Consider the following 18163-nt stretch of genomic DNA (forward strand, 5'->3'; position numbering starts at 1 on the left):
GGACTAGGGTGGTGGCGTGCACCACTGCACCGTCAGCCAGGCCGCTGAGCTCCTCGGCCTCAGCACCGGCATCGCCCGCCGATGGGCGGACGCGGGCCGCTACCCCGCGACCCGGCAAGGCAGCAAGAGACTGATCCCGGGCCCGGACCTGGCCGCGTTCTGCGTGCAGCTCGCCCAGGAGAACGCGGACGAAACGGAATCGACCACCTCGGCCCGCAACGCCATGCCGGGCATCGTCACCTCGGTGATCCTCGGCGACGTCACCGCGCAGGTCGAGATCCAGGTCGGCCCCCACCGCGTGGTCTCCCTTTGACAATGAAGTTAGTCGACCAGGTACGGCCTGACCTGCGAGGACTAAGAAGCCGTATCTCTATCGGTCATCAGGACAATTGGGATCGAACAACGGCCCAGGTCGGGTGATCTCGGCCGGGTGGCTGGCACGAGAACAGAGCCCCCTGGGAAGCTCGGGGTCGCGCCGCCACTCGAGTATCAGGAGTCCCTGTTGTTCCAGTCCCGTGTGCCGGTCCCCGCTCCGTCCAAAGCTCCCGCTTGGCGCGGTGCGATCGCCTCGTGCACCGGTTCGGGGTCGGTCGGCCGACTCTTGGAGTCATGCCGCGTCGGGGTTGAGTAGGACGATTTTGCCGATGTGGTGGGCGTCCAGGATGCGATGGGCTTCTGCGGTTTGGTCCATGGGCAGGGTCCGGTCGATGACGACCTGCACCGTTCCGTTCTCGATCAATGGCCATACATGTTCCTGGACTTCGGCCACGATGGCTGCCTTCTGTCCAGCTTGGCGGGAGCGCAGGGTGGTGCCGTGCACGGATGCACGCCTGGCGAGGAGTTCGACGAGGTTGAGTTCGGCCGTCAGGCCGTTCTGCAGCCCGATGACGACCAAGCGCCCGTCGAGGGCCAGGGAGTGGATGTTGCGCGGAAGGTAGTCGCCGCCGATGACGTCGAGGATCACGTCGTAGGGGCCGTGCTCGGCGAAGTCCTCGGTGCGGTAGTTGATCGCGAGGTCGGCGCCGAGTTCTCGGACCCTGGCAGCCTGCTCGGGGCCGCCGACGGTGGTGACGACGCGGGCACCGTGGGCCTTGGCGATCTGAATGGCTGTCGTGCCGATGCCGCCGGCTCCGCCGTGCATGAGGAAGGTCTCGCCTGGCTTCAGCCCACCGGTCATGAAGACGTTGGACCACACCGTTGCGGTGGCTTCCGGCAACGCTGCCGCCTGGACCAGGCTGACGCCCTTGGGCACCGTGAGCAGCTGCCCTTCAGGGACAGCGACCTTCTGCGCGTATCCGCCTCCGGTCAGCAGTGCGCACACCTCGTCGCCGGGCTGCCAACGCGTCACACCCTCGCCGAGAGCGCTGATCCGTCCGGAGACCTCCAGGCCCGGGTAAGGTGACGCTCCCTCCGGAACCGGGTACAGCCCCAGCCGCTGTGCCACATCGGCCCGATTGACGGCGCTGGCAACGACGTCGATGACCACTTCACCCCTCGCGGGGACGGGGTCCTCCACATCGATCCACTGCAGGACTTCCGGCCCACCGGGTTCCTTGATCGAAACTGCTTTCAAGACATTCCTCCGAGTGCGCCGCCTGACGGACGGCACATACGCCGGTCCGACGTTGTGAAAATGCGAGTGAGAGGGCACGCCCGGCAGGCTCACGCTGGTCCGGGGCCGCCGCAGAAACTCCGCCCGAGCCTGCCTGTCCAGCCCGCGCACTGGAAACTGACGAGCCCAGGACCCGGACAGCCCTGAGCTCGAAGAACAAGCCACCTGTCACCGACAAGACGCGAGCAGAACCGTCAAACGCCCCGAGACACTTCACGAGCAGGACCGGTCCGGCCGATGCGGATCAAGGTCAAAGTTGGCGCAGCGTCTCGATGATCTTTGCCGTGACGACCTTGGTGGAAACGGGGTTCTGTCCCGTCACGAGCCTGCCGTCAGCGGTGGCGAAGGGGGTCATCGGGATGGTGGCCTTGACATAGTTCGCGCCCCGCTTGCGGAACTCGTCCTCCACCAGGAACGGCACCCGGCTCTTCACCATGGCGACTCGCTCCTCCGCGGTGGAGAACCCGGTGACCGTGCGGCCCTCGACGAGCAGGGAGCCGTCGGAGAGCGTGATGTTCAGCAGTCCGCAGGCACCATGGCAGACCGAGGAGACCACGCCGCCGTTCTCATAGATATCCCGCGCGACCTGCTGAAGCGCGGCACTGCCGGGGAAGTCCCACATGACGCCATGCCCGCCCGTGTAGAAGATCGCTGCATACTCGGCCGGGTCGACGTCGGCCGCCTTCCTGGTGTGGTCCAGGCTCGACATGAACGCGCGATCGTTCATGTACTTGCGAACCTCTTTGTCGGCCAATCTGACGCTTCGCGGATCCAGCGGTACCTGCCCCCCTTCCGGACTGACGATGTCGACCTCGAATCCAGCCTGGCGGACTCGGTCGTAGAAGTGAACCAGCTCTGCGATCCACAGCCCGGTCCGGTGGGGGTTCGTTCCGTAGGTCGACTGGTTGGTGACCACGGCGAGGATCTTGCTCATCTGTGTGCCTCCGGCGGTGAGGCAGGGCTGTGGCGGCTGCCCGGATCACGAGCTTTTTTCATGGCCACGACCTGCGAAAGAAGAGTGAGACGGCTTGTGAGGAGTCGGCCGCCTCAGTCGCCGTTGTCATAGGTGCCGATGTCGTCCGCGTGCCTCACTGCGCCCGTACGGGGCCGGCTGGCGAAAGCAGCGTCTGGTGCCCCTCCCAGGCGCAAGCGGATATGCGAGGTTCAGGCCAGCTTCTTGAGGATTTCGGCTGCGGCGGGTCCGGCGGAGGCGGGGTTCTGGCCGGTGATCAGGTTGCGGTCGACGACCACGTTCGGGGCCCATGGCTCGCCCTCCTGGTAGTCCGCGCCGATCTCGACCAGACGGTCCTGGAGCAGCCACTTGGCATTGGCCGCAAGGCCCGTCTGGGTCTCCTCGGCGTTGCTGAAACCGGTGAGCCGATAGCCGGCGAAGGCGTTGCCGCCGTCGGCCGTGGTGGCGGCGAGCAGGGCGGCCGGTGCGTGGCAGACCACGCCGAGCGGCTTGCCCGAGGCGAGGGCATGGATGAGGAGCCTGCCGGAGGTGGCGTCGACGGCCAGGTCCTCCATCGGGCCGTGGCCACCGGGGTAGAAGACGACGGCGTAGTCGGCGAGGTCGACGTCCTCCAGCCTGATGGGGTGCTGAATCTCGTCGATCGAGGCGAGGGCGTCCGCCACCTTCTTCGCCCCCACCTCTCCGCCGTTGAACTGCGGCGCCAGGCTGCCCTGGTCCAGAGGCGGTACGACGCCGCCGGGTGTGGCGACGACGATCTCGTGGCCGGCGGCCGTGAACGCCTGGTACGGGGCCACGACCTCCTCGGCCCAGAAGCCGGTCGGGCGCTTGGTGCCGTCCGCCAGCGTCCAGTGGTCGGCGCCGGTCATCACAAAAAGGATCTTCGACATGGTGTGGTGGTCTCCGAGAGCTGGGGGTTCACGCTTTGACGTTTCGACTTCAGAACGTCAGCGCTCCTACCTTCGAAACTAGAGCCGCCGAAGAAATCGCGCCAATGAAGGCATCGATACCAGGTATCGACGAACCGATGCCCTGCACGGGGACGAATGGCAGGTGGCTGCCGTGCGTACCTCGTAGGCTCGACGCCGTGAGCGATCAGGACACTCATGGGTTCGGTCCGCTGGACCTGAACCTGTTGCGCACCTTCCTTGCCGTGCACCGCCTGGGGTCCTTCACCGCCGCTGCACGGCGGCTGGGGCTGTCGCAGTCCACCGTGACCACGCAGATCCGGGCGCTGGAGAACCGTCTGGGCCGTGAACTGTTCGAACGCCGGGCGCACGGTGTCACCTCGCTGCCCCACGCGGACGAACTTGCCACGCGACTGTCAGGCCCCCTGGATCAGTTGGCCGACATCACCGGCGAGGAGCCGAGCAGCACCGCGGGACCGGTGCACCTGGCCGGGCCCGCAGAGTTCATGAGTACCCTCGGCCTTCAGACGCTGGCTCCGCTGGTCGCGCAGGGCGTCCGGCTGCGGGTGGCCATCGGACTGACCGAACCGCTGCTCGAGGAAATGCGGGCCGGACGCCACGACCTCGTCGTCGCCACCCGCCGGCCCCGGGGCCGGACGCTGCAGGCCGAACTCCTCGCCGACGAGGAGTTCGTCCTGGTTGCTGCCCCCGTCTGGGCCGAACAGCTCATGGGACAGGAACTGCCTACTGCCCTGGAAAGCCTGCCCATGATCGCCTACGCCGAGGACCTGCCCATCGCCCGCCGCTACTGGCGCCACGCCTTCGACCGCCGCCTGCACGTCCAGGCCGCGATCACCATCCCCGACCTGCGCAGCGTCCTCACCGCCCTCACAGCAGGCGCCGGCTGGAGCGTCGTGCCCGGCTACCTCTGCCGGACCGAACTCGCCTCCGGCGCCCTCCGGCTACTGCACCAGCCGGAGGCCCCCCCCGATCAACACTGCCTACCTCGTCCAACGCCCAGGCAGTTCCATCAATCCTCACGTCACGCTCGTCCGTGAGCATCTGCTCGCCGCTGCGAAGACCTGGTGAGCCCAAGCCGGTATCCCGAGGTCATGTCGGGCTGGCATCGGGTTGCGTCGCCGGCACTCCCGATCAGCTGGGGGGACGAGCCAACACAGCGCCATTCGTAACGCAGAGTAATAACCCTCTACCGATCGTGAGCTGGTTCTGATCGAACACGGTCCTTGGCCGGGCGATCTCGGCCGGGTGGTGAGTACGGGGCCCCTAGCTCGGGTTTGCGACCACTCGAGTGCCAGGAGGTCCTGTTGTTCCAGTCTCGCGTCACGGTCCCCGTCTCGTCCAACTCCCGCATGGCGTTCCCGGTGACTTTGCGGCCTTCCAAAGCCCGTCAGCGACAACATTGCCGCAGGTCAACGGCTTGCGCTGCCGCTAGATGCCGCATCTCAACCGATCATGGAACGTGCGGGTCGAACAGGTTTCCCGCCGGGGTGATCTTCCCGTTGTGCGCGCATGAAGACAGGGCCTCTCGGTAGCTCGGGGATGCGAATCTGACCGAGCAGCGCCGGGAGGCCCTGGTGTCGTTGTTGTACGCGTCCGAACCCGTTCAGTTCAACTCGGCTGCTCCATCGTGTGATTGCCTCGCGCACGTGTACGGCAACGCGGCCGACCATCCGGACCGGGAACGCCGGTATCCCTCCGACATGACGGACGCGGAATGGGCGGCCGTCCGGCCTTTGCTGCCGGTGCCGGCCTGGCTGAAGGGCCGGGGCGGGCAGCCCGAGGGCTACTGCCACCGCCAGCTGCTGGACGTGATCCGCTACCTGGTCGCGGGCGGGATCTCCTGGCGGGCGATGCCCGCGGACTTCCCCCACTGGGGCCGGGTCTACGCCTTCTTCCGCCGCTGGCGCGAGCACGGGCTGCTCACGGAGTTCCACGACCGGCTGCGCGGACGGGTGCGTGAGCGGGAGGGCCGTGAGGTGGAGCCGACGGCGGGGATCATCGATGCGCAGTCGGTGAAGGCCGCGGCCTCTGTGCCGTCCGTCTCGCGCGGCTGGGACGGCGGGAAGAAGGTGGGTGGCCGCAAGCGGCACATCGTGACGGACTGTCTCGGTCTGCTGTTGGTCGTCGCGGTGACCGCCGCGAACGTCGGGGACCGGGATGCCGCGATGGGCCTGCTGATGCGGCTGCGGCGCCTGCACCGTGACATCTGCCTGGTCTGGGCCGACGGCGGTTACACCGGCGGCATCGTCGACTGGGCACGGGAGAAACTCGCGCTGACCCTTCAGGTCGTCAAGCGAACCGACGACATGGAGGGGTTCGTGGTGCTGCCGAGGCGCTGGGCAGTAGAGCGCACGTTCGCATGGCTGATGCATTCACGCCGGCTGGCCCGGGACTACGAGACGTTGCCGGCCAGCAGCGAGGCGATGATCCGATGGTCGATGGTCACGCGGATGGGACGGCGCCTGGCACGGCCGCGGGCCGCCGGCCCGCGCTGAACATCCCCGACGTCTCCAGCACGAGCCACCCGCGCTCCGCCAGGCGCCTGGCCTTCGAGCGCACCCCCTCGACCTTCGCCGACGTCGGCTGAAGGCCCAGCACCACCGCGATCTCCTTGGCCTTCACCGGTCCTTGGCCCGCCGACTGCCGCTCCTCGAGCACACCCAGGATCCGCTGATAGTCCGGCGCCAGCACCGTCACCGGCAGTCCTTCGCGCCATGGCGGCACGATCGAGCCCGGCACCGGCGCAGGTGAGGACACGGCTTCCGTCTCCGCCTTGGTCACAGCGGTGGTCTCGGCAGCCGTGGCCGCCAGGGCCTTGACAGTTCCTCCCGCGCGATCACCCGCCGGTCCAGCTCGATCTCCGCAGCCTCCAGTACCCCGGACAGCCGCGCGACTTCCTCCCGAAGCCCTTCCACCCGCACACGGGCCGCTGTCTCCCGCTCCTCCAGCATTCCCAGCACCGACGCCATCGCGCACCCCTTGAGCATAGAGGGGAAACAAGACGCCGGATCCCTCCCTCATTCGGAGCTGCACCATGCCTGACCAGCAGAAATCAAGCGATCACGTTCGGTTGAGATACGGCTTCTGACGTCATGCGGTTTGGGCTGCACCGGGATCTGCGGAAGATCCGCCAGGGACTTCAGGCGGGCGACGCCGCGTTCCACCGGTGCCCATGCCGAGGTCAGCGCCCGGTTGACGGTCTTCTCGGTGAGGGTGAGTTCCCGCAGGGGCTTGCGTTTGATGCCCGTGGTCACCCAGAGGCCTGCACCTTGGTAGGCGAGGACGGGGACGCCCTGGCGCTCGCAGATGCGGATGATCCGGTGAGTGCGGGCAGCGGTCAGGTCGTGGGCTCGGCCCGGTAACGTGGGTGAGAGCCACAGCAATTGGCCGTCTGGATCGGTGACCACCTGCACGTTCACGCCGTGCCGGCGGTGTGGGAATAGTCGGCCCGTCCGTCTCCTGCCCGGTCGCACTCGGCGAGCGTGCCGTCCAGCAGGACGAAGTCCACATCGTCCTGGCGCAGGACCTTCAGCAGACCCGGCCCACGGTCGGCGAGCAGGTGGATGACTGCGCTGGTGTAGGCATGGGCGGTGGTCTCGCTGATCCCGAAACTGGCGGCGATCTTCGCCAGGGTGGTGTGCTCGCGCAGGTACACCAGTGTCACCATCGCACACTGCGACGGGCGGTGAACCGTCACCTGATCGGCTGCCATCTCGAACAAGCTCAGTGCCCGGCGAAACAGTGACGAACTGCGACGAGATGAACACCGTGCGCCTGTTCGATGTGCATGACCCCCGTCGCATCAGGCTCCTCGGCAAGCCTCTCGCCAACCAGCCCGGCCTCGGTACAGCGCTGACATTCAGTTCGGACAGCCGCACCCTGGCTGTGGCGTCCGGCCTGCACAGTATCGAGCTGTGGGACGCATCCTTCCCGGACCTTCCACAGCGCCTGGGTAAACCACTCCTTCGTTCGTGTATGCGTCATGGGCACCGTTCGGTGCGTAGCCGGTTTGCTTTGGTGGAGTCCGGTGCCTGCAGGTCGGGGTCTTCGAACAGTACGTGGGGGAGTTCGACGAGTGCTTCGTGGACGTAGTTGTGGAATGAGGTGAGAGTGGGTGCGGTGTGTGGGAGGGGAAGCACTCCGAAGTGGATGTAGTGGAGCATTTTGCGATGTAGTTGACCGGGAGCAAGCACGGTCATGAGGGTGCCGAAGTCACCGCCCTTGAAGTGGGAGGCGGTGACGAAGCATTCGTCGGCGCTGTTGTAGACGCCGTCGTCGCCCTTGTAGCGGTGGTTGAGGTCTTCTCCGCGGATGTGCGCGGCGGGGATGCCGCTGGCGATGAGGTAGTCGCTGCCGGCCCGGCTGAGGCTGATCTTGTCGGCAGTGCCGTGGAACATGTGGCGGCTGCCGGGGACGTACAGCTCGACGCTGGTTCCGCGGGCGGTCAGTTCGGCATACAGCTCGCGCGCGCGGTCCAGGCGTGCTGCGAATTCTTCGTTGGGGTGCACACCGTCCACCAGTGGATGCTGGGCTGCGACTTCGATGAGGGTGCGGGGCTGGCTGCGGCGTGCCGTCATCAACTCACGGGCCTGTTCCAGTTTCTTGTCCCACGCAGCCCGTACATTGGTGGTCTGATCAGGCAGGCTCGTCATGCTGGCATGCCTACCCCGATCAGGGGCCGAGCAGTTCTGTGGCATGGCGTGAGGCGACGACGTCCCAGGTCCGCTCGAAGTGGCGTATGCAGACGTTCAGCAGGGAGCGGTCACCGCCGCTGAGCATGAGCGAGGCGGTCTCTGGGGCACGGGCGGGCGGTAGCGTCATGGTCAGCCACCCCCAGTGGTCGTCGCAGAGGACGAGGGTGGATCGCAGGTGGGTGGTGAAGTACCCAATCTCTACCGTGCCGCGGGAGCCCGGTCGGCTCCTGCGTGGAGCGGCTGCCTCACGGAGGATGTCGAGCAGCCGGTTGCGGACGAGGGCGACTTCGTCAGAGATCTTCACGCCCCGGGGGCCGTGAGCTGACTCCGACTCTTCAACATCTGTGAGGAAGTTGCCCTGCGGGTCGGGGAGCAGCACTTTGATGTGCCCGCCGTCAGTGAGGGCTTCGATAAAGGACTGCCGGTAGATCTCCAGGAGACGGACTGCGCTGGTCGACATGATGCGCGTGGTGAGGGCACGTGCCAGGTTCTCCCGCATGTCGGGTCCCGCCACGCCGTCGATGCTTACTCGCCTGATGCCCAGACGGTCACAGGGATGGAGCAGCTCGGCGTGGAGCGCTTCGAACTGCTCGGGGACAGAATCGGCTCGCACCCAGCCCACCGCCGAACTGTCCCAGGCTGCGCGGTTGAGTGCAGCGGTCACCTTCGTTGCAAGGTCGCTCGGGTTGCTCCAGCTAGCCCGGACCACATCGGCCTCCACTCGAGCGGTGAACTCGGCCAGCTTGCGCCGCCGCGCGGTGGTTCGCTCCACGTTCATGGCGGGCAGGGAACTGACGTCTTCGTGAATGAAGGCGTACAGGGGCTTCTTGGCCTGGGCCGCGTAGTGGTACTCGCTCTCGGTGTAGCTGAGCTTGTTGGCGGGGTTGATCGATCCGTACATGCCAGCGATGACGAGGACGTAGAAGTCGCACTCGTCGATGAAACGCTTGATGATCGGCCAAGCCTTGTCCGGGCTGGCGGGGAAGTGCTCCATGCCCACGGGAATGAACTGGTTCATTAGGAGAGCGTCGGTAAGTGTCCGGCGCTCTTCTTCCAGATCTGTGCGCGTGGAGCTTATGAACACCTGGTAGCGCTTCTGCATCAATCCCCCCGGAGTGCCCGGTCCGTGCTGCAGCGGCGTAGCTGCCGTCGGCACGGACACGTAGCCGGTTGTACCCGGTGCAGGCAACAGGCAATGCACCGTTGCAGAAGATGCTCATATCTGCACATGAATGACCTCATGCGTCCTCGTCCTCGCCGACCTCGCCTACCAAGGTGCAGGCCTCTGGGTGACCACGGGCATCAAACGCAAGCCCCTGCGGGAACTCACCCTCACCGAGAAGACCGTCAACCGGGCGCTGACCTCGGCACGGGCACCGGTGGAACGCGGCGTCGCCCGCCTGAAGTCCCTGGCGGATCTTCCGCAGATCCCGGTGCAGCCCAAACCGCATGACGTCAATCGCCAAGGCCATCCTCACCCTGTAGCGGCAACGCTGAAGAAGCTCACTGAGCTTGATTTCTGCTGGCCACAGCAGCTGCTGAGCGGCTCGGGACCCGCTTGAGAGGATCGGGGCATGGCGGACTCACCTATGCAGATCAATGCCCTCGTCGTGGATGCCGCAGACCCCGAGCGGCTCGCTGGATTCTGGTCCGAACTTCTTGGTAGGCCGGTCGTGGCCCGTATGGGCCCATATGTCTGGCTGCGGCGGGAAGGTGGTCTGGGGCTGGGCTTTCAGCAGACCGCCGAACCCAAGTCCAGAAAGAACCGGATGCACTTCGACATCACCTCTCCTGATCCCGCCGCCGAACAGCAACGGGTCGAGATGCTCGGCGGGCGCAGGCTGGAGCAGTACGCCGGCGGCGGGTTCCTGGTGATGGCGGACCCCGAGGGCAATGAGTTCTGCATCATCCCTGAAGGTCCCTTCGAACTCGACGATCTGGGGTGCGCGAACTACCTCGGCTGATGGTCAAACCTCCATGGCCCAGGGCAGTCGGGTTTGATCACCGCGGGTTGGGTGGTCACTCGTGACGATCACTGAGCGGCGCAGCCCGCGCACTGAACCACGACCGCAAGCGTCGCCCAGCCGCCATCGGTGCGAAGGGCGAGCCAGTGCCTGTTCAGTGGTCCTGCCGCCGCCGTATCCAGTAGGCGATGTCGCGTCGATGAACCATCTGCACCAGCGCGTCGATTCTGACGCCGGATTCCATCTGTATGGAGAGGACCTTTCCCTGGCAGAGGGTGACTTGCTCGCCCAGGCGCAGCGCTCCTCTCGGACGTCCGGTGAACGTGGAGCGTGGCTGAATGAGCCTTTTCCAACCTCACGCTGATGCGTGCTGAAGGCCGTCCTCGTCCTTCACCACGCATCAGCGTGAGGTTGGAAAAGGCTCCCTACGTTGCTCTGCGGGAGGCGGTGAGCCCTTCGTATGGTTCACCCACCCAGGGGCGCCGGGTGTGGTTGAAAAGGCTCTGCCTGTTGTGGCTCTCAGTGATTGGCCGCCCGGTGCCCCACGACGACTCGGCTGCCAATTAGGAATTGCGAATGATCGCTCCGTAGGGAATCGACAGCGAGGTCGTCCGTCGGGAGGCACCAGCAGCACACCGCACGGAGGCACCACATGACCGCGATTTGGGCCGGCATCGACGCAGGCAAGACCCACCACCACTGCGTCGCGATCGACGAGAGCGGCCGCCGGCTGCTGTCCCGACGCGTCGCCAACGACGAACCCGAACTCCTCCAACTCCTCGCCGATGTCATGGCTCTGGGCGACCCGGTGACCTGGGGCATCGACCTGGCTGACGGCGGAGCCGCCCTGGCCATCACGATCCTCTTCAACCACGACCAGCCGGTGCATTACATCTCCGGCCGGGCCATCCACCGCGCCTCCGAGAGCTACCGCGGCGAGGGCAAAACCGACGCCAAGGACGCCGCCGTCATAGCTGACCAGGTCCGCGTCCGCCGGGATCTGCACCCCTTACGCGCCACCAACGACACCGTCACCGACCTCAAGATCCTCACAGGCCGGCGCACGGACCTGGTCGCCGACCGCACCCGCACCGTCAACCGCTTGCGCGCCCAGCTCACCGGCGTCTTCCCCGGCCTGGAACGGGCCCTGGATCTCACCAACACCGGCCCGCTCACCTTGCTCACCGGCTACCAGACCCCGGCGGCCATCCGCCGCATCGGCGCCAAACGGCTGGAGACCTGGCTGCGCAACCGCCATGTCGTGCGCCCCGACCGGCTCGCAGGGATCGCCATCGAGGCCGCTGAACGGCAGCACACCAGCCTGCCCGGCGAGAAGCTGGCCGCGGAACTGGTGCACACACTGGCGAAGGAGGTGATGGGCCTCAACCAACAAGTGGCCGAACTCGACAAGGACATCGAAGCCCGGTTTCGCGACCACCACGCCTTCGACGTGATCACCAGCATGCCCGGCCTGCGCGTCATCCTCGGCGCGGAGTTCCTCGCCGCGACCGGCGGCGACATGACGGCCTTCAGCACCGCCGACCGCCTCGCCGGCTTCGGCGGCGTCGCCCCGGTGCCCCGCGATTCCGGGAAGATCAGCGGCAACCTGCGGCGCCCGCAGCGATACAACCGCCGCCTCCAACGCGTCTTCTACATCTCGGCGTTGATCAGCATCCGCCATTGCGAGGAATCGCGCCGGTTCTACGACCGCAAACGCGCCGAGGGCAAGCGCCACACCCAGGCCGTCCTCGCCCTTGCCCGCCGCCGCGTCAACGTCCTCTGGGCACTCCTACGCGACGGGCGGTGCTACGAGCTCACCCCGCCCAGTGCCCTCGCGGCTTGACAGACCGCATTAGGAATCACTGTTTTCGGGCTGCGCCTCGGCCTGGGCCGCAGCAGCCGTTGGCTTCGGCGCGTCGGGGGCCGTGTAGAAAACAGAAGTGCCCTGCTTGGTGCGTTGGGCCTGGCTTTTGGCCACGAGCCCTTCGAGGGTGACGCGCACGACCTTGGTCTTGATGTCGCGTTCGGGGTGGGCCTGGCCGAGCGCCGTGGCGATTTCCGCGGCGGAGCGCGGTTCGCTCTGGTCGGTGAGGTGGCGGCGGATGAGCGCTACCAGGGTGGGCTGGGTCGTCTTCGCGGTGGCTGCGGTCTTGGCGGGCTTCTGGGCGGCTGGCTTCCTGGCCGTCCGGCTCTCTCGCGCGGCCGTGGTCTTGCGCGCTTTCCGCTTGCCGCTCGGCTCGGCGCTGGATTTCTGCCGGGGGGAGGGTACTGCCGCGCTCTCGGGCGTGAGCGCAGGCTCAGCCGATGCCGGCGCGATACCGAGCGCCTGCTGCATGTTCACGAGCACGGTGTGGTCATGCTGCAGGGCCGTCAACTGTTCCTGCAGAGAGGCGATTTCCGCGCCGATGCGTTCCTGCTCCTTGACGTTGCGTTCGAGATCGCCGGTCACCTGGGCCATGTACTGCGATGCCAGCTCGGTGGTGGGCGTTGTGCTCTCGGGCATGGTGCTGACCTTTCCTCGGTTTGCGGCCGCGGTGCAGGGCCTTGCGGGGGCCTGCGGCCCCGGGTTCCGCCCTCGAGGCCTGATGCCGAGGCAAAACGGGAGACCGCAACGGCCGCAGAGGACCTTGGCGTAGAGATAGTACGGACATGCGGAGCAGGTTGTTCCTCTCAAGTCGTGATCTCTTACCTGCCGTCGCCCTCAGGGCTGTGCTGTCTGGTGCGGTCGGGGCCGGTGCGCGGAGAGAACGGGTGCCTGGGATTGGGGCAGCTGCCAGAACACTTCGTCGGTTTCCCGGTTGTGATGCCAGACGTGCAACGTGCGCGTGGTCACCAGCCGGTCGAGAAGGTCTCCGGTCTGCTGCGGGGAGTGCCCGCACAGCCGCGCAAGGATGTCCATGTCAGTGCAGTGCTCGGCATGCGCTGAGGTATGTGCGGCCAGCACGAGAGCGGTCAGCCGCAGGGCGGGCGGTGCGGCCGGCAGGGCCAACGGCGCGGGGTGCAGCGCCCAGTGGGCAGCGCGGCAGCGGGCGCGCCGCCCGGGCACCTGATCGAGAACCGTGGCATCGAGCAGCCGCAGCTGCATGGGTGCCGACCTGAAGTCCGGCAGTTCCAGCCAGTGCGCGTGGGCCAGTTCCTGCCACAGCTCGCGGTGCCCGCGCAGGCACATGCCGCGCAGCAGACCTGCACGCAGCCGGACATGACCGCGGGTATCGGCGCGCAGGGCGCACTGCAGGGCCAGTAGCCGGGCGGCAGGAGAGGTGAACCGGGGCAGCGCTGTGCCCAGGTAGGTGAGCATCTCCCGCACCCGCACCCGCTCCTTGAGCCCGAGACGGAGCCTGCCGTGCGTAGCAGGCGGCGGGGGACAGGCGGCGGGATGCGGGCGGGAGGGGCCGAGCAGGGTGTCCGGCACGACGGCGGTGTGGCTGGTCGCCGACGCGCAGGCAGAGCAGGTATCGGCGAGCCGCCAGGAGCGGCCGCAGCGGTCGCGGGTGAGGGCGAGCAGTACCGGCCCGGCACAGCCGCGGTGACGCGGATGCCATCCGCAGCCCCGCGTCCGGCACTGGCAGCTGCGCAGGTAGGCCGGCAACGCGTCGGCTCGGGCGTGGCAGGCCAGATGCGCGAGGGCGGCGGACCGCGCGGAGGAAGCATGAAGGGGAGAGGTGTGAGCGGTGCATGAGGGGCAGACGAGCCTCAGGCCGCCCGCTTGCGGACGCAGCTCCACAGTCCAGATCCGCCGCACTGCGCCATGCGCGCCAGCAAGCCTCATCGGCTGGTCGCCCTCCCAACTGCCCGCTCCACGATGGTCGCCTGTCCCGGCGGCAGGAGGCCAGGACGGACGCACCGTAGTGCAGATTCCTGCACCGCGAATGTCACCCCCATCTCCGCAGATAGTGCAGAAGTCTGCACTGACAGGGCAGGGGTCTGCACCGTCGGATGGTGGAGTGACGATCTTGCCGCCCGACCCCGACCTCCACGCGCTGCGCATCACGCTGGCGCGCCTGCGGGGGCAGCGCGGCTGGACCTTCGATGAACTCGCCGACCGCAGCGGCCTGGCCCGGCGCACCCTCATCGACCTCGAACACGGCCGCACCACCGGCAGCATCACCACCTGGCACACCCTCGCCCACGCCTTCGACGTCCCCATCGAGGACCTGCTCGGCACCCTCTGCGACAACCACACCCCGCCGGCACGCCCGGCGTCTGACCCCTTCACTCCGCCCGGTGCGCACCCGGTTGCAAATCACCCGAACCGACGAGCAGGCATCAAACGCCTGATCGCATCCTGGCATGCGTGTTCGGGTTCGCTGGGCCAGCCGCGGGACACACCCGCCGAGACGCTGCCCATCCCGGCGTGTCACTTGGCACGGTCCACGCCATGCGCCCAACCCCCTCCACCTCGGGCTGCCACTGGGACGGCAGCCCCCGCAACACCCGACACCCCCGTCCCCTGCGCGTGGCCGCCACCAGCCCCAGCCGCCTGCTGCGCGCCGGCCACAGCGGCCGCTGCCGCAACTGCGGCCACCGCATCGACCTCTACCCGCGCACCGACCAGCGGCCCATCGCCCTGCACCCCGCCGAACTGGCCACCGCCCACGTCCCGGAACCCTGCCGCTGGCACTTGAGCGGCGGCATCGCCCACCCCCACGGCGACGGCAGCGCCTGGTGCCGCATCCCGCACACCATCCTGTGCCCCGCCCGCACCCCCACCTGCCCCCTCGGCCCGCACCTTCAGGCGGCACGCCGCCAACTCGCCGTCCGCACCCGCCGCCTGATCGACACCGGGGCCTTCACCCCCACGTCGCCGCCCGCCAGCAGCCCCCCAGCCGCCGACAGCGCCCACCCGATCGTGCAGATCCTGCTCGTCTGCTACCTCGCCCCGGGCCCACTCGCGGCCATCCGCTGCGTGGCCCAGACCCGCCACCGCCACCGCTGCCCCCAGCCCGTCCAGGCCCCCGAACGGCCCGCCGGACGCTGGAGACTGCTGCCCACTGGCGGTCTCGGCCACGACCAACTCGCCCTACCCGACACCCTGATGGCCGTCTACGACCTCAGCCACTTGCCCGCCACCGAGCAACAGCGCTGGCGCACCCAGCACTGTCCGGCACACGCCACCGCGGACAGCGCCCCCGATCTCACCCTGGTCGGCTGGCAGGTCTTCGACCCCCTCTTGCACGCCGCCCACATCCGCACCCGCCTCCCACACCCGCCAGCACCCCACAGAAACAGGGGCTGACGATGCCCCACCACGCCCTGGAGATCACGCTCACCCGCCCCCTCTCCCCGGCAGCCCTGCACCGCGCCGCCCGCAGGCTGCCGCTCGCCGCCAACCATGACGCCACCCGCCTCATGGCCCTCGTACCGGCCAAGACCCCCGACCGGGCCGCCCGCCGACTGCGCCACCGAATCGAGACACAGCTGCCCATCGACGTGATCACCACGCACTACCCCGACGCAGACCACAAGGTGCTCCTCAACGTTGTCCTCCTGCCCACCGTGCACGCCGCCCTCACCGCCGAAGCCCGCCTCGAGGGCCAGAGTCCTGAGCGCCTGGTGGAACGGGCCGTGCACCGGGCCCTGGCCGAACACGCCGATCAGGAAATCGCCCGCCTCGGCCGGGCCGTGCGCCGGCTGCTGGCCCACACCACCCCCGTCCACCTGCTCGCCGCCGTCGGGCATGTGCTCACCCGACTCCCCGAAAGCCCCACGCCATGAACCCCACCGACGAACAGACGGCGGCAGCCGACGCCTTCACGGCCGGCAACCACCTAGCCCTGCAGGCCGGCGCCGGCACCGGAAAAACCACCACACTCGCCCTGCTCGCCCACGCCACCACACGCCGCGGCCGCTACCTCGCCTACAACCGCGCCATCGCCCAGGACGCCACCACCCGCTTCCCTCACACCGTCCTGTGCAAGACCACCCACGCACTCGCCTACGCAGCCATCGGCCACCGCTACACCCGCCGCCTGAACGCCCCCCGCCGCCCGGCCTGGCAAACCGGACAAACCCTCGGCATCACCAAGCCCATCCGCATCGGCGAGCGCGAGGTGACACAAAAAGCCCTCTCCAACGCCACCCTGCGCACCGTCACCCGCTTCTGCCACACCGCCGACGAGGCCATCACCCGCCACCACGTACCCCACCTGCGCGGCCTCGAAGACACCGACCTCCACACCGAACTCGCCGCCCACATCGTGCCCTTCGCCCGCAAAGCATGGGCCGACCTGCAACACCCCGACGCCGGCACCGTCCGCTTCGACCACGACCACTACCTGAAAATCTGGGCCCTCACCCAGCCCCGCATCGACGCCGACTTCCTGCTCCTCGACGAAGCCCAGGACACCGACCCCGTCGTCGAACAGATCTTCCTCGCCCAACGCGACCACGCCCAACTGGTCATGGTCGGCGACTCCGCCCAGGCCATCTACCACTGGCGCGGCGCCAAGGACGTCATGACCGGCTTCGACGGCACCCAGCTGGCCCTGTCCCAGTCCTTCCGTTTCGGCCCCGACCTCGCCGCGGAAGCAAACCGCTGGCTGCACCTGGCCGACGCTCCGATCCGCCTCACAGGCACCCCAGCCGTACCCACCGAACTCGGCCCCGTCACCCAGCCGGACGCCGTCCTGTGCCGCACCAACGTCGGCGCCATGGCCCAGGTCATGACCCTCATGACCGCCGGACACCACGTCGCCCTGGCCGGCGGAGGAGACAGCCTGCAGGCCCTGGCCCTAGCCGCCCGCGACCTGAAAGAAGGCCGCCGCACCCACCACCCCGAACTGATCCTCTTCCCCTCCTGGGGTGACCTGCAGGACTACGCCGCCCACGACCCGGCCGGACGCGATCTGCAGCCCCTGGTCAATCTCGTCGACACCCACGGCACCGACGCCATCCTCGCCGCCGTCGCCCAACTCGCCCCCGAGCCGCACGCTCAGATCACCGTCTCCACCGCCCATAAGGCCAAAGGGCGCGAATGGCTCCGCGTACTCATCGCAGACGACTTCGCCCGCCCCCAGGACAACAGCACGGACGGCCAGACAGACAGCACATCATCACCCGATCCCATCGACGATGCCGAAGCCCGACTGGCCTACGTGGCCGTCACCCGCACCCGCCAGCGCCTCGACCTGGGCGGCCTGTCTTGGATTCACCACTACCCCGACGGCACCCCGCCCCATTAGAGGTCGTTCTGAACTGAGGGTCGGTGAGGTCTTCCCGGTTGCGCATGAGTCGGCGCCTGGCCTTCCGCCACGGGGCGCAGGCCGGCCTGGCCGCGTCGGCCCCGCAGGGTGGCGGTGGTCTGGCGCCGGACGATGTTGAGTATGCGGATCACGGCCCGGCAGCCGGGGGACATGTCGATCGCGACGTAGCGGATCTGGCGACGCCACTGCAGTGGTGTCGTGGCGAGCCAGGCCAGGACGCGAGGGGCGCGGCACTCGATCTGGCCGAGCAGGCATGGACGCCGAAAGCGTCCACGAAGCCGGTGTGCCAGCGGTCTGCCACGGGCTCCCACCGGCCGGTTCCCGCATACTGGCGCCACTGCGTACGGCCCCGGCGGGTCTCGTCGATCCCGAGCACCTCGACGAGCTTCCGCGCCGCAGCAGTGACTTCCTCTCCGGCGGTGCGGAAGGCGTTCATCACCGTGGGCCAGGGCAGGCCCGGGTGTCCCAGGCCGCCTGGACGACCGTGGAGGCGGCGTCGCCCACCCGCCGGTCGGCCGCCATTTGCAGTCAACCTGCGCGACTGGCTGGCCACCGGAGCCGGTGCGGGTGTCGACGGCCTGTACCTGGCCGGCCGCCAGGTCGCCGCCCCGACATGCGACCTGGGCATTTGGTTCACAGACTCGCTTCCGCGCCGCCTGCAGTCCCATGCAGCGTGTCGGTCGAGGCGATCGAGCCATCGCTGGCACGTGCCTCACGAGGTTCCCTCGCTTCGCTTGGCGAGGCGTGCCCCGCCATCAGTGCTGAGTTGCTCACAAGGCGGCCGAGCGCATC

15 protein-coding genes and 5 pseudogenes are annotated in these 18163 nt (G+C 68.1%); 10 read left to right on the forward strand and 10 right to left on the reverse strand.

The features are described from left to right. Positions 1-16: 16 nt before the first annotated feature. Positions 17-310: pseudogene (locus tag POF73_RS33460) on the forward strand (excisionase family DNA-binding protein); the annotation flags it as partial. A 297-nt stretch (positions 311-607) separates the two neighbouring features. Here POF73_RS33460 and POF73_RS33465 read toward each other — a convergent pair. From POF73_RS33465 to POF73_RS33475, 3 genes are all read right to left on the reverse strand, one after another. After that, complete coding sequence (locus POF73_RS33465) at positions 608-1573, reverse strand: NAD(P)H-quinone oxidoreductase (RefSeq protein WP_272122817.1); 966 nt, start codon at positions 1571-1573, stop codon at positions 608-610. 289 nt (positions 1574-1862) lie between these two features. After that, positions 1863-2546, reverse strand: coding sequence for a type 1 glutamine amidotransferase domain-containing protein (locus POF73_RS33470; RefSeq protein WP_093868131.1), 684 nt, complete (start codon positions 2544-2546; stop codon positions 1863-1865). 230 nt (positions 2547-2776) lie between these two features. Next, positions 2777-3472, reverse strand: a complete 696-nt coding sequence (locus POF73_RS33475; RefSeq protein WP_272122801.1) for a type 1 glutamine amidotransferase domain-containing protein — start codon at positions 3470-3472, stop codon at positions 2777-2779. Between the two features lie 197 nt (positions 3473-3669). On the opposite strand from POF73_RS33475, the pseudogene POF73_RS33480 reads away from it, so the two are divergent. Next, positions 3670-4579 (forward strand): annotated as a pseudogene (locus tag POF73_RS33480) (LysR family transcriptional regulator). A 578-nt stretch (positions 4580-5157) separates the two neighbouring features. Beyond that, positions 5158-6006 (forward strand): IS5 family transposase, encoded by an 849-nt coding sequence (locus POF73_RS33485; RefSeq protein WP_272122802.1) that lies wholly within the window; start codon positions 5158-5160, stop codon positions 6004-6006. On the opposite strand, the gene POF73_RS33490 is transcribed toward POF73_RS33485, so the two are convergent. The 5 genes and pseudogenes from POF73_RS33490 to POF73_RS33510 all read right to left on the reverse strand — a co-directional run bounded on the left by POF73_RS33490 (position 5954) and on the right by POF73_RS33510 (position 9307). Beyond that, positions 5954-6292, reverse strand: a complete 339-nt coding sequence (locus tag POF73_RS33490) for a hypothetical protein (RefSeq protein WP_272122803.1) — start codon at positions 6290-6292, stop codon at positions 5954-5956. The two genes, POF73_RS33485 and POF73_RS33490, sit on opposite strands and share 53 nt — an antisense overlap. Continuing rightward, complete coding sequence (locus POF73_RS33495) at positions 6289-6480, reverse strand: hypothetical protein (RefSeq protein WP_272122804.1); 192 nt, start codon at positions 6478-6480, stop codon at positions 6289-6291. The genes POF73_RS33490 and POF73_RS33495 overlap by 4 nt, the downstream gene beginning before the upstream one ends. Before the next feature lie 83 nt (positions 6481-6563). Beyond that, positions 6564-7196, reverse strand: a pseudogene (locus POF73_RS33500) (transposase family protein); the annotation flags it as partial. 295 nt (positions 7197-7491) lie between these two features. Then, positions 7492-8163: a hypothetical protein gene (locus tag POF73_RS33505; RefSeq protein ID WP_272122805.1), complete on the reverse strand. Its 672-nt coding sequence runs from the start codon at positions 8161-8163 to the stop codon at positions 7492-7494. A gap of 19 nt (positions 8164-8182) precedes the next feature. Beyond that, positions 8183-9307 carry a DUF4062 domain-containing protein gene (locus tag POF73_RS33510; RefSeq protein ID WP_272122806.1) on the reverse strand — a complete coding sequence of 375 codons (1125 nt, stop codon included), beginning with the start codon at positions 9305-9307 and terminating at the stop codon, positions 8183-8185. A gap of 142 nt (positions 9308-9449) precedes the next feature. On the opposite strand from POF73_RS33510, the pseudogene POF73_RS33515 reads away from it, so the two are divergent. From POF73_RS33515 to POF73_RS33525, 3 genes and pseudogenes are all read left to right on the forward strand, one after another. Further along, positions 9450-9690: pseudogene (locus POF73_RS33515) on the forward strand (transposase family protein); the annotation flags it as partial. A gap of 89 nt (positions 9691-9779) precedes the next feature. After that, positions 9780-10169 (forward strand): VOC family protein, encoded by a 390-nt coding sequence (locus POF73_RS33520; RefSeq protein ID WP_272122807.1) that lies wholly within the window; start codon positions 9780-9782, stop codon positions 10167-10169. A 652-nt stretch (positions 10170-10821) separates the two neighbouring features. Next, entirely contained in the window at positions 10822-12012 is a 1191-nt protein-coding gene (locus tag POF73_RS33525; RefSeq protein WP_272122808.1) for an IS110 family transposase, read from the forward strand. 9 nt (positions 12013-12021) lie between these two features. Here POF73_RS33525 and POF73_RS33530 read toward each other — a convergent pair whose 3' ends face one another. Further along, positions 12022-12672 carry a hypothetical protein gene (locus tag POF73_RS33530; protein ID WP_272122809.1) on the reverse strand — a complete coding sequence of 217 codons (651 nt, stop codon included), beginning with the start codon at positions 12670-12672 and terminating at the stop codon, positions 12022-12024. A gap of 198 nt (positions 12673-12870) precedes the next feature. Then, a complete protein-coding gene (locus POF73_RS33535; RefSeq protein ID WP_272122810.1) occupies positions 12871-13581 on the reverse strand; it encodes a hypothetical protein in 711 nt (236 codons plus the stop codon). A gap of 532 nt (positions 13582-14113) precedes the next feature. On the opposite strand from POF73_RS33535, the pseudogene POF73_RS33540 reads away from it, so the two are divergent. The 4 genes and pseudogenes from POF73_RS33540 to POF73_RS33555 all read left to right on the forward strand — a co-directional run. Further along, a pseudogene (locus POF73_RS33540) lies at positions 14114-14359 on the forward strand (helix-turn-helix transcriptional regulator); the annotation flags it as partial. A 188-nt stretch (positions 14360-14547) separates the two neighbouring features. Next, positions 14548-15405, forward strand: coding sequence for a DUF6083 domain-containing protein (locus POF73_RS33545; RefSeq protein WP_272122811.1), 858 nt, complete (start codon positions 14548-14550; stop codon positions 15403-15405). Between the two features lie 2 nt (positions 15406-15407). Continuing rightward, entirely contained in the window at positions 15408-15884 is a 477-nt protein-coding gene (locus POF73_RS33550) for a hypothetical protein (protein WP_272122812.1), read from the forward strand. Further along, positions 15881-17350, forward strand: a complete 1470-nt coding sequence (locus POF73_RS33555; RefSeq protein ID WP_272122813.1) for a UvrD-helicase domain-containing protein — start codon at positions 15881-15883, stop codon at positions 17348-17350. The genes POF73_RS33550 and POF73_RS33555 overlap by 4 nt, the downstream gene beginning before the upstream one ends. The last annotated feature ends 813 nt before the right edge of the window (positions 17351-18163 follow it).

It is taken from the genome of Streptomyces sp. HD, from assembly GCF_028369295.1.
GTDB lineage: Bacteria > Actinomycetota > Actinomycetes > Streptomycetales > Streptomycetaceae > Streptomyces.